Annotated in this window: 9 protein-coding genes; 3 read left to right on the plus strand and 6 right to left on the minus strand. The window is 64.8% G+C overall.

Features of this window, described 5'->3' with window-relative positions; translation table 11 throughout:
- Positions 1-7: 7 nt before the first annotated feature.
- From MRBLMS1_RS02565 to MRBLMS1_RS02590, 6 genes are all read right to left on the minus strand, one after another.
- The gene (locus tag MRBLMS1_RS02565; protein ID WP_034755457.1) at positions 8-1,285 is read right to left on the minus strand and encodes a lipoprotein-releasing ABC transporter permease subunit; all 1,278 of its coding nucleotides are present in this window, start codon (positions 1,283-1,285) and stop codon (positions 8-10) included.
- Between the two features lie 105 nt (positions 1,286-1,390).
- The gene (locus tag MRBLMS1_RS02570; protein ID WP_485877625.1) at positions 1,391-2,626 is read right to left on the minus strand and encodes a TolC family protein; all 1,236 of its coding nucleotides are present in this window, start codon (positions 2,624-2,626) and stop codon (positions 1,391-1,393) included.
- A 56-nt stretch (positions 2,627-2,682) separates the two neighbouring features.
- Positions 2,683-3,996: an HlyD family type I secretion periplasmic adaptor subunit gene (locus MRBLMS1_RS02575; protein ID WP_485877627.1), complete on the minus strand. Its 1,314-nt coding sequence runs from the start codon at positions 3,994-3,996 to the stop codon at positions 2,683-2,685.
- Positions 3,993-6,146 (minus strand): type I secretion system permease/ATPase, encoded by a 2,154-nt coding sequence (locus tag MRBLMS1_RS02580; protein ID WP_485877628.1) that lies wholly within the window; start codon positions 6,144-6,146, stop codon positions 3,993-3,995. The genes MRBLMS1_RS02575 and MRBLMS1_RS02580 overlap by 4 nt, the downstream gene beginning before the upstream one ends.
- 103 nt (positions 6,147-6,249) lie before the next feature.
- The gene (locus MRBLMS1_RS02585) at positions 6,250-6,921 is read right to left on the minus strand and encodes a PEP-CTERM sorting domain-containing protein (RefSeq protein ID WP_485877630.1); all 672 of its coding nucleotides are present in this window, start codon (positions 6,919-6,921) and stop codon (positions 6,250-6,252) included.
- Between the two features lie 113 nt (positions 6,922-7,034).
- Positions 7,035-10,538: an SdrD B-like domain-containing protein gene (locus MRBLMS1_RS02590; RefSeq protein ID WP_485877632.1), complete on the minus strand. Its 3,504-nt coding sequence runs from the start codon at positions 10,536-10,538 to the stop codon at positions 7,035-7,037.
- Between the two features lie 394 nt (positions 10,539-10,932).
- Between MRBLMS1_RS02590 and MRBLMS1_RS02595 the strand changes: the two genes are divergently transcribed.
- From MRBLMS1_RS02595 to fos, 3 genes are read left to right on the plus strand one after another with little or no spacing between them, the layout of a single operon-like run.
- Complete coding sequence (locus tag MRBLMS1_RS02595; protein ID WP_485877634.1) at positions 10,933-11,985, plus strand: hypothetical protein; 1,053 nt, start codon at positions 10,933-10,935, stop codon at positions 11,983-11,985.
- Entirely contained in the window at positions 11,982-13,682 is a 1,701-nt protein-coding gene (recJ, locus tag MRBLMS1_RS02600) for a single-stranded-DNA-specific exonuclease RecJ (protein ID WP_485877636.1), read from the plus strand. Before MRBLMS1_RS02595 ends, recJ begins: the two co-directional genes overlap by 4 nt.
- Before the next feature lie 48 nt (positions 13,683-13,730).
- A complete protein-coding gene (gene fos, locus MRBLMS1_RS02605; RefSeq protein ID WP_485877638.1) occupies positions 13,731-14,147 on the plus strand; it encodes a fosfomycin resistance glutathione transferase in 417 nt (138 codons plus the stop codon).
- Positions 14,148-14,212 lie beyond the last annotated feature (65 nt).

Below are 14,212 nucleotides of genomic sequence, written 5' to 3' on the forward strand. Positions count from 1 at the left end.
CAGCCAATTACTCATACCGCAGCGCCTCGGCCGGCTTGACACGCGCGGCGCGCCAGCTCGGGTAGATGGTCGCCACCAGCGCCAGGCCAAAGGCGATCAGGCCGATCTGCGCCACGTCCAGCCAATGCACGTCCGACGGCACGGCGCTGATCTGGTAGATTTCCTTCGAGATGAAGTGCAGGCCGAAGATGCCTTCGATGAAGGGCACGATGACGCCCACGTTCAGCGCCAGCACGACGCCGCCGATCACGCCCAGCGCACTGCCCAGCAAGCCGACCAGCGCACCCTGGATCATGAAAATCTTCATGATGGAGAATGGCGAGGCGCCCAAGGTGCGCAGGATCGCGATATCGGCCTGCTTGTCGGTCACCGACATCACCAGGGTCGAAACGAGGTTGAACGCGGCCACGGCGATGATCATGCTGAGGATGATGAACATCATGTTCTTCTGGCTTTGCACCAGCGCATACCAGCTGGCGCTGGCGCGCGACCAGTCGCGCATCCACAGCTGGCCCGGCATCGACGCCTTGAGTTCGCGCGCCACCTGCGGCGCCTTGTTCATGTCATGCAGGCGCAAACGCAGGCCGGACGGGCCGTCGAGCTGCAATAGCTGTTCCGCGTCCTGCATGTTGACGAAGGCCAGGCTGCCATCGAGTTCATTGTGGCCCGCCTCGAAGATGCCGGCGACCTTGAGCGCGCGCATGCGCGGCATGACAATGCCATTGGCCGGATCGCCCGCCCTCGGCTCGCGTTCCAGCATCAGGGTGACGTTCTGCCCCACTTTCACGTCGAGCGCCTTGGCCAGGTCGATGCCCAGCACGATGTTGTACGAACCTGGCGTCAGATCGTTGAAACTGCCCTGCTTCATCTGGCTCGCCACACTGGAGACGGTGGCTTCCTGCTGCGGCAGCACGCCGCGCACGACGGACGGGCGCATGGTTTCGTCGTTGAGCAGCATGCCCTGGGTTTCCACGAATGGCGACACGGCTTTCACTTGCGGGTTGGCGTAGGCGGCGCGTTCCTGCGCCTGCCAGTTCGGCATGGAGCCGCTGGTGTCGAACACCTCGACGTGGGCCAGCACCGACATGAGCCGGTCCGTGACTTCCTTCTGGAAGCCGTTCATGACGGACAGCACGACGATCAGGGCGGCCACGCCCAGGCCGATGCCGGCCACGGAAATGAGGGAGATGAAGGAAATGAAGCTGTTGCGGCCACTGCGTTTCCCGGCGCGCGTATAGCGCACGCCGACCTGCCACTCGAAGGGAAATTGTTTGATGATGCTCATGCGCTCCCGCGACAACGATGATATGCGAGCGCGCAGTGTGCCACATAATGGGCATTTCATGCATCAAGTCTGCGTGATCCATGTGTGAAACCGCGCACGCCGGCCCTATTTTGCCTCCTGCGCCAGGCCGAACGCGTCCAGCAACCGCCCCGCCAGCGCATATTGCCGCATCTGTGCCAGGGTCAGACGGTGCAGCTGGTCGCTGCGCCGCTGCTGTATCGTGAAGTAGCTGTCGCGCGTCTGGATGACCTGCTGCAGGTTGCGCCGGCCCGCTTCGTACTGGATGGTCCCGCCGCGCACGACGAAGGCCATCTTCTTTTCCTGTTCGTCGAGCAGGGCCAGGGTACGCTGCGCATTGGCGATGCGCGGCAGCATGCTGGCCAGGTCGGCGCGGGTGCCCTGCTCGGCGCGCGCCACGTCCGCCTCGGCCGCCTGGGCGCGGCTGATGCTCTCGTCGCGCTGCGCCAGGCTGCCCCCGCCGAGCGGGAATTCCCAGGCAACACCCACCGACCAGCCCCGCTGCTGGATGGTCGACGGCGGCGGCGTCGTCTTGTTATTCAGGAGGTGGCTGACATTCAGATCGATTTTAGGGGCCAGGGTGGCCGCCAAACCACGCACGCGCAGCTGGGCAGCTGCCGCCCGCTCGCGCGCGGCGCGCAACTGCGCGTGCTGCGTATCAGCATTCTCCAAAGCCTGCGCCGGCAGCGGCGCAAAGGCGAAATCGGCAAACTGCGCCACCGGTTCGAAGGCCAGCGCTTCGAGCTTGATGCGCGCCGCCTGCTGGTCCGTCAGCAAGCCGTCGTGCACCAGTTCCGCGTCCAGCTGCGAACTTTGCGCCAGTTCGCGGTCCACTTCCGACGCCTTGCCCAGTTCCGCCTGGCGCGTCACCTGCCGCACCAGCAGCGTCACGTCGCGCAGGCGTTCCTGCGACTGCAGCAGGCTGCGCTCCAGGCGCTGCATGTCGAAATATGCTTCGGCCAGCTTTTCCGCGCTGTCAGCGCGTGCCCGTTCCACGTCGAAGGCGGCGCCCGCCATCTCGCGCTCGGCCGCATCGAGTTCGGCGCGGTCGGCGCCGCCGTTGTACACATTCCAGCGCACGCTCGCCTCCACCTGGTGCGTGCGGCGTTCCACGTCCAGGGTGCCATCGAGGTCATTGCTGCGCCCCCGCGTGGCCTGCAGCGCCGCCGTCGGGAACAAACGCGAGCGGGCCTGCTTGTAGCGCGCTTCGGCGGTGGCCAGCGCCGCCTGCGCCGCCACCACCTGCGGATCGCGCGGCACGGCGCGCGCCAGCAAGGCGGGCAAGCCGCGCGTGGACTGCGCCTGGAAAGTGGCCGGTGACACCGGTTGGGCCGCCGCGTTTGCGCAGGCGAATGCCATGCAAAGTAAAAAAGCACGCATCACCGCTCCTGCAGGGAAGACTGCAAGCCGCGTAACACTGGCTTGAACACATATTGCAGCACCGAGCGGCGTCCCGTCAGAATGCCCACGTCAACGGGCATGCCGGGCGTAATCGGCAGCACCTTGCCGTGCGCCGTCAGCTGGCTGCGGTCGGTACTCAGCTGCACCTCGAAATACGGCTCGTTGCGTTCATCGGGAATCGCGTCGGCGCCCACGCGCACCACCTGCGCCTGCATGCGGCCATAGGTGGTGGCCTCATACGCCAGCACATTGGCCGAGGCGCGCTGTCCCACGTGGATAAAACCGATGTCCGACGGCTTGACGCGCACGGAGATCAGCATTTCCGAATCGGCGGGCACGATTTCCAGGATAGGTTTACCCGGCTGCGCCACGCCGCCGACAGTCGCCACCAGCACGCGGTTGACGACGCCGTCGACGGGCGCCGTCACGTCGCGCCGGCTCACCTGGTCTTGCTGGCCCTTGACCGTACTGGCCAGGGCGCCGGCCTTGGTTTCGTATTCGCTGCGCTGCGCGCCCCACTGGCCGCGCATGCGCGCTTCCACTTCGCCCGCCTGCGCCTGCGCCTCGGCCAGGGTAGCCGCCAGGCGTGGCACGGAGGCACGCAGGCTGTCGAGTTCCGTGCGCTGCTGCTGTACGCGCTGCTGCGCATTCAGGTAGTCGCCGCGCGAACCGGCGCCCTCTTTAAAAAGCCTCTCCTCGATCGAGAGGCTTTCCAGCGCGATTCTCAAACCCGTGTCGAGTTGCGCGATGCGGCTGTGCGCCTCGGCCAGCTCGCCGCGCCGGCGCGTCACGCCTTCGCGCGCGGCCGCCGTGGCCGACGCGAATTCGCGCTGGCCGTCGCGCCACAACTGCGTTTCCTTGGCGATCAGCTCGGGCGCCTCCTGCTGCCATTCCGGCGCAAACCGGGGCGTGCCCCCGGACAGCAGCGCGTCGAGGCGCGCCCTGCCCGCCAGCGCGGCCAGGCGGTTTTGCACGCTGGCGCCCAGGTTGGCCTCGTACTGTGCCGTGTCCAGGCGCAGCAGCAAGTCGCCGCGCCGCACGCGCTGGCCCGGTTTCACGAGCATTTCGCGCACGATGCCCCCTTCCAGGCTTTGCACTTCCTGCAGATGCGACGGCGGCGTGATGGCGCCACGGCCATTCACGGACACGTCGAGCTGGGCGAAGGTGGCCCAGGCCAGGATCAACACCAGCAGCACGGCGATCAGGGCCAGCATGCAAAGAACAATGCGCTGCGGTTCGCGTTCCGGGTCCGGGTGGGCCGCTGGCAGCGGGCGGGCGTTCAGGGCGCTCATGCCGCTACTCCCTGTTCCGCCGCAGGCCTGGCCGTCTGGTTATTGAGCACGCGCATGACCTCATCGCGCGGGCCATCGGCCACGATGCGCCCCTTGTCGAAGACGATCAGGCGGTCCACCAGCGCCAGCATGGCCATGCGGTGGGTGACGAGCACGATGGTCGTGTCTTTCAATGTCCGCAGCCGGCCGATCAGGCGCTGCTCGGTGGCCGGGTCGAACATGCTGCTCGGTTCATCGAGCAGCAGCATGGTCGGTTTCGCGAGCAAGGCGCGGGCCATGGCCACGGCTTGCCGCTGGCCGCCGGACAGGCGCTCGCCCCGCTCGCCCACTTCCGTCGCCACGCCGTTGGGCAGCTGGGTAATGATGTCGTCGAGGCAGGCCAGGCGAATGGCATCGAGCAGGCTGGCGTCATCGGGCTGGCTGCGTCCCAGTTCGATGTTTTCGCGCAGGGTGCCGTGGAACAGGGTCACGTCCTGCGGTACGTAGCCGATCTGGCGGCGCAGGCTCAAGGGTTCGAGCTGGGTGCTGGCCAGGTCGTCGAACAGCACGCTGCCGCTTTGCGGGCCGTACTGGTTCAGCAGCAAGCGCAGCAAGGTGCTCTTGCCGGAACCGAGCTTGCCGATCACGCCGACCCGTTCGCCGGGGCGGATGTGCAAATTAAGTTTATCGAGCAGCGGCGGCGAGTTCGGGTAGGCAAAGCCCACGTCGCGAAACTCGATGCGCCCGGACAGCGGCGGCGCCTGCAGGCTGGCCGCGTCGTCATCGGTCGGCGCTTCCATGATTTTATTCAGGGCGTGGTAGGACAATTTGGTTTGCTCCCAGCGCATGATCAGGCCCGCGATCTGGCTCACGGGCGCCAGGGCGCGGCCCGTCAGCATGCTCACGGCGATGATCTGGCCCAGGGTCAGCAAGTGTTCGCCCATCAGCAAGGCGCCCGTGGCCACCACGGCCACGCCGGACAGGGCCAGCACGGCCGTGTTGATGTAATTGACGCGGCTGACGATTTCGCGCGTCTCGACGCTATTGGCGGCAATGGCCACCGTCAGGCTTTCCCATTTGCGCCGGCTCCACGCTTCGGCGCCCAGCGCCTTGATCGTGTCGAGGCCATTCATGGTTTCAAACAGGTGCGCCGTGCGCTGCGCGCTTTCCTGCATCGAGGCGGCCACGTGGCGCGCCAGGGCCGCGCGCGAGGCAAAGGCCACCAGCAGCAAAATCGGGATGACGGCCAGGGGCACGAGCACCAGCCAGCCGCCCACCAGGGCGATCACCAGCAGGAACAGCAGCAGGAACGGCAAGTCGCCCAGGGTCGTCAAGGTCGTCGATGCAAAGAATTCGCGCACGGATTCGAAATCGCGCACCGTATTGGCCAGGGTGCCGCCGGAAGCGGGCCGGCTGGCCGCGCGCAGGCGCAGGCACTGGGCAAAGATGTTCGACGACAGCGCCACGTCCATGCGGCGCGACGCCGTTTCCACCAGTTCGCCGCGCAGCAGGCGCAGGGCCAGCTCGAAGCCCGTCAGCACCACGACGGCGATCGTCAGCACCCACAGGCTGGAGGTGGCATTGTTCGGGATCACGCGGTCGTACACGGCCATCGCATAGAACGGCACCAGCGCGCCGATGATATTGAGCACCAGGGTGCCCAGCAAGGCCCAGCGGAAGACCCAGCGGTTGCGGTTGAAGACATCCCAGAACCAGCGCCCCGCCACCGGCATGCTGTAGAGCAGGCTGCGCTGGTCGAAAAACAGTACGGGCCGCACGGCCACCCAGCGTCCGTCGGGCACTTCCTGCGCAAGCGCGGCCGCGTCAAGCCATGCGCTGCCGTCGATGCCGGGCACGTGGCATTCGTATTTGCCGTCGGCAATGGTCAGCACCACCAGCGCCTGCCCTTCCCCGTTGTACAGCAAGGCCGGCATTTCCGTAGCGCGGTGCGGCTTGTCTGCCGGCAACGCGGTACCGGCCAGGGTGGCTTGCGCCAGCGCCTGTTCAAGAAAGCCGGTGGCGGCCGGGTCACCATGCGCGGTCACGCTGGCGCGCAGGCGCTCGGCCTGCACGGCCACGCCGAAAAAGCGCGCGAGGAAGACGATGGCGTCGGCAATGGCATCGGTGGACGCGCCGGCGGAAGCGGTGGAAGTGTCGGGGGGTGGGGTCATGTTGGATTCACAATAAAACGCTGCGGCGCACCGGTCGGGCGCGCCGCAGCGGGAACGCTATCGCTTGCGCGATGAGCGATGAGTAATGATTAACGAGTAATAATCAAGTCAGCGCGGAAGCGCCCTTGCGGCGGCGCGCCATGAAGCCCAGCAGGCCCAGGCCCGCGACCAGCATGGCCCAGGTTTGCGCTTCCGGCACTGGCGACACGGCCAGCAGGGTTTGCGAAGCCGGGTTGACGCTGCTCAAGCTCGTGTAGTTGTACAGGTTCTGGATGGCGCCATTGCCCGTGGCCACGCCCAGCATGGTGTTGGCCTCGCTGACGACGGCATTGCTCAGGCTTTTGAAGCGCAAATCGCCCGTCAGCAGGTTCGTATTGTCGTTATTCAATTCCCACAGGGCCAGCTGGAAGGCGGCGGCGCTGTTGGCGCTGGTCGACACATTCGCGACGGACGAGGCGTAATAGCCTTCATACAGGCGCTTGACGGAATCGCTGGCGGCGAAGACGCCGCTGCTGTAGCTGTTCGAACTATTGCTCAGTGCAACATGGGGATCGAGGCAAAACGCCAGGAACGTATTGCTGTCGTACTTGACTTCCCACAAGGTCGGCGAGATGGCACTGCCCGAGCCGAAGGCGCCACCGGCAGCCGTAAACAGGCTGACGCTGTGCGAATCGACGACTTGCAGGTTGGAGGCGGCCAGGGCGCTGCCGCTGGCAAGGACGAACGTGGCGGCGGCGATGGCGCCGCGGACGAACAGGTGCATGGATTGTTTCATTGGTTTCCCTATTTCTATTATCAAGTGTGGAAAAAGCGTGGAAAGCGCCGGCGCCCCGTGACGGGTGCGCCGGTGCGGCATTGCCGGGCAGGATTACGGGCCGGCAAGGGACATCAGGCAGCCATTTCCTGGGGCTGGACATTCGCGTGGGCCATGGCGCGGCGCAAGAGGTCGGCCATCTCGCACTGGGCCTGGGCTTCGGCAGCCGGGGCAGCCTGGGCGGCAGCGACCGTGTTGACCGTGCCATCCTGGCCCAGTACCACGTCGAGCGTGCTGTCGTCGCGCAGCAGATCGGCCATGCTGGGCAAGGTCACGCCGGCGGCGGCCGCATCCTTGGCGTCGACGTTGAAATACACGTCCGTCATGTCGACCGTCTTGCCGTCGGCCAGGGTGGCGCTGCTGCGCTCGAGGTGCAAATTGCTGTTGGCGTCGAGGAAAGGCAGTTCCGTGTAGCTGACTGTCAGGCTGGCCACGCCGGCGTCGTGCAAGGACATCAGCTCGCCATCGTCCGTCACGCCGTTGCTGTTGGCGTCGCGCCAGATGCGCAATTCCGCAAACTTGTCATCGTGCGCATCGACCACGCCGTCGCCGTTCGAGTCATGGCCGGACAGCTTGGCAAAGCCCGTGCCCTTCTCGTTGCCGCCGAACAGTTCGGAGATGTTGTCGATCTTGCCATTGCCATTGCTGTCGATGGCCAGCAAGCCGTCCTGGGCCGAGACCCAGCCCGTCTGGATGGCGCTGCCCGTGCCCAGCAAGTCGAAGCTGCCGTGGAAGTCGGCGCGGGCGATCGTGTGCACGCCGTCACCGTTGAGGTCGATGACGATGGGCGTGATGGCCGCATCCCAGCTCATGTCGTTCTGGCCCGACGCCAGTTTCAATATGTCCGTGTAGACCACGTTGCCCGTCGTGCCATTGCTGTTGACGTCCGAATCGATGTTGTCGTTCGTGCCCACGTTCTTCGCGCCCCAGCGCCACGCATCCATGGCGTAGCCCGCGTGGTACACGCCCGACTTGTCGAACTTGAGCGAATAGCTGCCCGGATCGAGGTTGCTGAACAAATAGTTGCCGTAGGCATTCGTGTACGTGGTGGCCAGCAGCACGCCGCTGCCCGAGTACAGTTGCACCTTGATGTTGGCGATGCCGGCCTCGTTGTAGTCCTGTACGCCATCATGGTCGGCGTCGCGCCACACCTTGTCGCCCAGGCTGGCTTTGCGGTAAATGCCCGCATCCCAGCTCATGTCGTTCTGGCCCGCGGCCAGGTTGATCAGGCCCGAGCGCCCCGTGCTGACATCGACGTCGGAATCGGCCGTGTCAACGCCCAGATTGGCCTTGGTGTAGTAAAAGCCCGATGGACGGATGACTTCCACCTTGTAGCCGCCGGCCGCCAGTTCGCTGAACAGGTAATTGCCGCTGGCATTCGTCGTCGTCGTGGCGATGACCTGGTTGTACGCATTGAGCAGATTGACTTTCACGCCCGCCACGCCCAGTTCGCCCGCCTCCTGCACGCCGTTGTAGTTCTTGTCTTCCCACACGCGGTCGCCGATGGACGCCGTGTTCAGTTTCACCAGGCCCGCATCCCAGTCCAGCTGCACGTCGCCCGACTTCAGGGTGGTCCACGTGGTGGTGAAGCCCGTGGCCGGATTGACGTCCGAATCGGTGGCGTAACCGCCGATGTCGGCCTTGGTGAAGCCGTAGCCGGCCGGCGGCACGAAGCCCAGATAGTAATTGCCTGGCACCAGGTTGCTGAACAGATAATTGCCGCTGGCATCCGTGGTGGCGCTGGCCACGACGGCGCCTTGCGCGTTGTACAGGTTGACTTTCACGCCACAGACGCCCGCCTCGCCCGCATCCTGCGTGCCGTTGCCGTTCGCATCGAGCCACACACGGTCGCCGATGGAGGCCGTCTTGTAGAGGCCGGCATCGAGATCCCTGTAGTTCTGGCCGGCAGCCACCGTCACCTGGCCGCTGTTGCCCAGCGTATTGATGTCGCTGTCGAGCGCATCGTTGCCGCCCGCATCCTTGACCGTCGTCAGATAGCCGGCTGGGGCGACGACGGTGATCGAATACGTGCCGGGATCGACATTGAAGTTGTAATAGCCGGCGGCGTCCGTCAAGGTCGAGCCGATCACGCTGCCAGCCGCGTTTTTCAGCTGCACGGTGACGCCGACCATGCCCGCTTCGCCCGCATCCTGCACGCCATTCATATTGCTGTCATGCCAGACCCGGTCGCCCAGAGTGGCTGGCAAGGCGACGATGCCGGCGTCCACGCTGTGGTTGCTGTCGCCCGAGGCCAGCAGCACTTGCGCCGTGCGGCCGTCGGCATTCGCGTCCGAGTCGCGCTGGTCGTCGCCGCCCTGGTCCTGGCCCGTGAAGGCGTAGCCGGCTGGCAACGTCGTTTTATCGAACTGCACGCTGTAGGCGCCCGGTTTCAGGTTGGTGAACAGGTAGTTGCCGTTCGCATCCGTCAGCAGCGGGCTGCCGACGGCGTTGCCCGACGCATCGAGCAAGGTCACTTTGACGCCTGCGGCGCCCGCTTCACCGGCATCCTGCACGCCATTCTTGTTCGTGTCGAACCAGACGCGGTCGCCCAGCTCGGCCGTGCGGTACAGGCCCGCATCAAGGGTCAAGTTAGTTTCGCCCGGCGCCAGGGTGACGGGCGCCATCTTGCCGGCCGCATCGATATTGCTGTCCTTGGCCGTGTCGCCGCCCTGGTTCGCTGCCGTCGGCACGTAGCCGGCGGGCGCCACCACGGTCACCGAATAGGTGCCCGGATTGACATCGAAGTGGTAGCCGCCGCTGGCGTCCGTCGTAGTGGAGGCCACCACATTGCCGGCCGTATCCTTCAATTGCACGACAACATTGGCGATGCCTGCCTCGCCCGCGTCCTGCACGCCGTTGGCGTTCTTGTCTTCCCACACGAAGTCGCCAAGGTGGGCCATCGGCACCTTGAAGGTCAGGTAATGGGGCGCCAGGCTCAGGTCTTGCGCATTGCAGCCTTCCGTGCCGCCGTCATCGCGCACCTTGAAACCGAGGTCGAAGTCGCCGGCCACGGTCTGGCTGGGCACGAAGACCAGGTGGCCTGCCCGGATATCGTCGATGGAGACTTCCGTGCCCACCGCCACGGCCACGCCGTTGAGCAAGACCTGGCCCGCCGTGGTGGTATTGGTGATGACGATGGACTTGAAGCCGTCGTGCTCGACGTCGTCGTGGAAGCCGAAATCGCTTTCGCTCAGCACCACGCTGGAACCGTCGACCAGAGTGAAGGTCTTGTCGGCCGCATCGGGCGCATCATTGACGGGATCGATGATGACTTGCAAGCTCAGCTGGACGATGTCTCCATTGCCCTTGTCGATCGTCACCTGGATGGTCGAGAAACTGCCATTGTAGTTGGCGGCCCAGTCGCCGGGACGCACGTACACGGTGTCCGCGTCGAGCATGCCGAACAGCGGCGTGTTCTCCGTCGATTCCGTATCGTCCGGCAACAAAACCGTGAAATTCTTGATATTCAGTTCACCTTGCACCGAGTAGCCGGCCTGGATCAGCAGGTCGCGGATATCGAAATTCTTGTTGATGTCTTCACAGACGTGGACCGTGGTCGACAGGTTGTAGGTAGTCATGCGGCCTCCTGACGGCATGCCACGGCGGCTGCAGGAGCGGAAATACGGAGGGCCAGGGCGCAATCAGCCTGGCCGCGCAAAGCGGCGAATGTATACATAGGTGGGCTTCCAAGAAGGGACTTGTTTAAAAAAATGAAGCCGGCAGATCTTGTATACAGTTTCGAGGGACACAGGAGCCAGACGACGCAACCACGCAGCAGGGGGTGATTGTCTTTCTAGTATTTAAGTTGTCGCAATTATATCCATAATATTTTCAAAAGCAAATTAATTTCCAAAAATATCAATAAAATTTTTATAATTTTTTGCGCATACCCAGCACGCGCGGTGTTGCCATCCGGGGCCTGAAAATAGATGCACCTTCTCGGCCCCCACCACAATCGCCTACAATCTCGGGATGAATCAACTTACCCTCGTCCTGCCCTTCGCCTTGCCCACTGCCGAACTGGCTGCCGACCTGCTCAAGGTCTTGCAGGCGCCCGCGCTGGCGGCGCTGCTGTCGCGCACATCCACTTGCAATTTGGAAATTTTTGACAATACCAACCGCCTGCTGCCGCACGAAGCGTGGCTGGCGCACGCCTTGACCCTGTCGCCCGCGCCCAACGGCGAGGCGGCGCAGGCGGCCTTCGCGGCCCAGGCCATGCGCGGCTACGGCCTCGTGCCGGAACCGGGCGCGCGCTACTTCCTGCTGCATCCGGCCCACCTGGCCATCGCCCGCAGCCATATCAGCCTGGAAGACCTGCGCCAGCTCAAACTGAGCGAGGCCGATGGCCGCGCCCTGTTCGACATTGCGGCCCCGTATTTCGACGAGATCGGCCAGCCCCTCGCGTATGGCGACGCGGGCACCTGGTTCATGCGCGCCGACGCCTGGTCCGACTTGCAGTGCGCCACGCCGGACGCCGCCACCACGCAAGATTTGTCCGTGTGGATGCCCGAAGGCGAGCATGCGCGCGCCGCGCGCCGCCTGCAAAACGAAGTGCAGATGCTGTGGCATGAACATCCCGTCAATGCAGCGCGCGAGGAGCGGGGCTTGAAAGCCATCAATTCCTTCTGGATCTGGGGCGGCAGCCTGGCTACGGCGCAAGCCGGGCGCTGCGCGGCCAGCCTGCATACGCAGGGAGCACCGGGTTGGCTGGCCGCGCTGGCGGAACCGGCGCAGCGCGATGCCAGTCCAAACAGTGTGCTGGCCAGCACACAGGACGCGATCGTCGTGCTCGGCGGCCTGACCGAAGCGGCGCAGGCGCAGGAATGGGGCATGTGGCTGCAGCAGTTGCAAGCGCTGGAAGCCAACTGGTTCGCGCCCCTGCTGGTGGCCCTCAAGGATGGCCGCCTGGGCCAGTTGCGCCTGGTGCTGAGCCACCGCGACGCCTGGCTGGACTGCACCACCAGCAAGAACGCGCAGCGCAAATTCTGGCGCGCGATTACCCTGAACAAGTTGAAAGCATCATGACCCGTACCCGCATCGCCACCCGTCCCTGCCCCTACCGCGAATCCGAATTGCTGCGCCAGGGCGGTATCCACCCCGTGCTGGCCCGTTTGTACGCGTCGCGCGGCCTGTCCGACGCGAAAGAACTCTCGATCGAGCCGAAAGACTTGATACCACCATCGGGCTTGCTGCACATCGGCGCGGCCGGCGTCTTCCTGGCCGACGCGATTGCCGCCAAGAAGCGCATGGTCATCGTGGCCGACTACGATTGCGACGGCGCCACCGCCTGCGCCGTGGCCATACGCGGCTTGCGCGCCATGGGCGCCGACGTCGATTTCATCGTGCCCAACCGCTTCGAATACGGCTACGGCCTGACGCCGGAAATCGTCGAACTGACGGCGCGCGAAAAGTCGCCCGACATCATCATCACCGTCGACAACGGCATCGCCAGCATCGACGGCGTGGCCGAAGCGAACCGGCGCGGCATCCAGGTGGTCGTCACCGACCACCATTTGCCGGCCGACACCCTGCCCGACGCGGCCGTCATCGTCAACCCGAACCAGCCCGCCTGCGGTTTTCCCAGTAAACATCTGGCGGGCGTGGGCGTCGTGTTCTACGTCTTGCTGGCCCTACGCGCGGAAATGCGCCGGCGCGGCCTCTTTGATGCGCAAACGCAACCCAAGCTCGACAACCTGCTCGACCTGGTGGCCTTGGGCACGGTGGCCGACGTCGTGCGCCTCGATACGAACAACCGCATCCTCGTCGCGCAAGGTCTCAAACGCATGCGCAAGGGCAATATGCACGCGGGTGTGGCGGCCCTGTTCCGCGTGGCGGGCCGCGAAGCGCGCAGCGCCACGCCGTTCGACCTGGGCTTTGCCTTGGGACCGCGCCTGAATGCGGCCGGCCGCTTGCAAGACATGTCGCTGGGCATCGAATGTCTGGTCACGGACGACGAAGGCCGCGCCTGGGCGCTGGCGCAGCAATTGAACGACATCAATCTGAAGCGCCGCGAGATCGAAGCGGAAATGCAGGACACAGCCCTGCTGCACCTGGACACGTTCGAGCCGGCCAACAGCAGCACCATCAGCGTCTTCGATGAATCGTGGCACCAGGGCGTGATCGGCATCGTGGCCTCGCGCCTGAAGGAAAAATTCTACCGCCCGACCATCACGTTTGCGCCGGGCGCGGACGGCTGGATCAAGGGCTCCGGACGCTCGATTCCCGGCTTCCACTTGCGCGACGCGCTCGACCTCGTGTCGAAACGGGCGCCGAGCCTGATCGACAAGTTCGGCGGCCACGCCATGGCGGCAGGCTTGACCATCCGCGCCGACGCCTTCGATGCGTTTTCCAAGGCCTTCGAAGCCGTGGGCCAGGCCTGGCTCAGCCAGCAACAGCTGGAGCGGGTCGTGGAAACGGACGGCCCGCTGGAGGACGCCTATTACACGACGGCCTTCATCGAGCTGATGGATGGCCAGGTATGGGGCCAGGGCTTCGCCCCGCCCGTCTTCTGCGACGAGTTCCGCGTCGTCAGCCAGCGCATCCTCAAAGAGCGCCATCTGAAACTGCTGCTGGAAAAGAACGGCGTGCGCTTCGACGCCATCTGGTTCGGGCATACGGATGCCTTGGGCGAACGCACGAGGGTCGCGTTCAGACTGGATGCGAATGAATACAATGGCACGACCAAGGTACAACTCATGGTAGAGCACGCCGAGCCTATCTGATGACACCGGCCCAAACCTATTGATCGCCTTCCCGACACCTCCCAATCCATGCTGACCGGCCTGAACCACCTCACCCTGTCCGTGCGCGACCTGGCGCGCAGCATCATCTTTTACCGCGACACCTTGGGCCTGTGCCTGCATGCACGCTGGGACAGGGGCGCGTATCTGTCGGCCGGGGACTTGTGGCTGTGCCTGTCGCTTGACGGGCAAGACACGCCTGTGCTGGCCAGCCCCGGCTACACGCATTACGCGTTTTCCATCGCGTCCGCCGACTTCGCCCCGTTTGCCGCCCGCCTGCGCGCCGCCGACGTGCCCGAATGGCAGCAAAACCGCAGCGCCGGCGATTCCCTATATTTTCTCGATCCGGACGGCCACCGGCTGGAAGCCCATGCTGGCAGTCTGGCGCAGCGGTTGGCAGCCTGCCGGGCGGCGCCCTATGCTGGCATGCAATTCTTTGACGGCTAAGGGTATAGACGCGCACATTTGGACGAGGACAGCACAAATTCCCGAAAAGGAGTAATATTATTCCA

The organism is Massilia sp. LMS1-1-1.1, assembly GCF_040815535.1.
Lineage (GTDB): Bacteria > Pseudomonadota > Gammaproteobacteria > Burkholderiales > Burkholderiaceae_D > Janthinobacterium > Janthinobacterium aestuarii.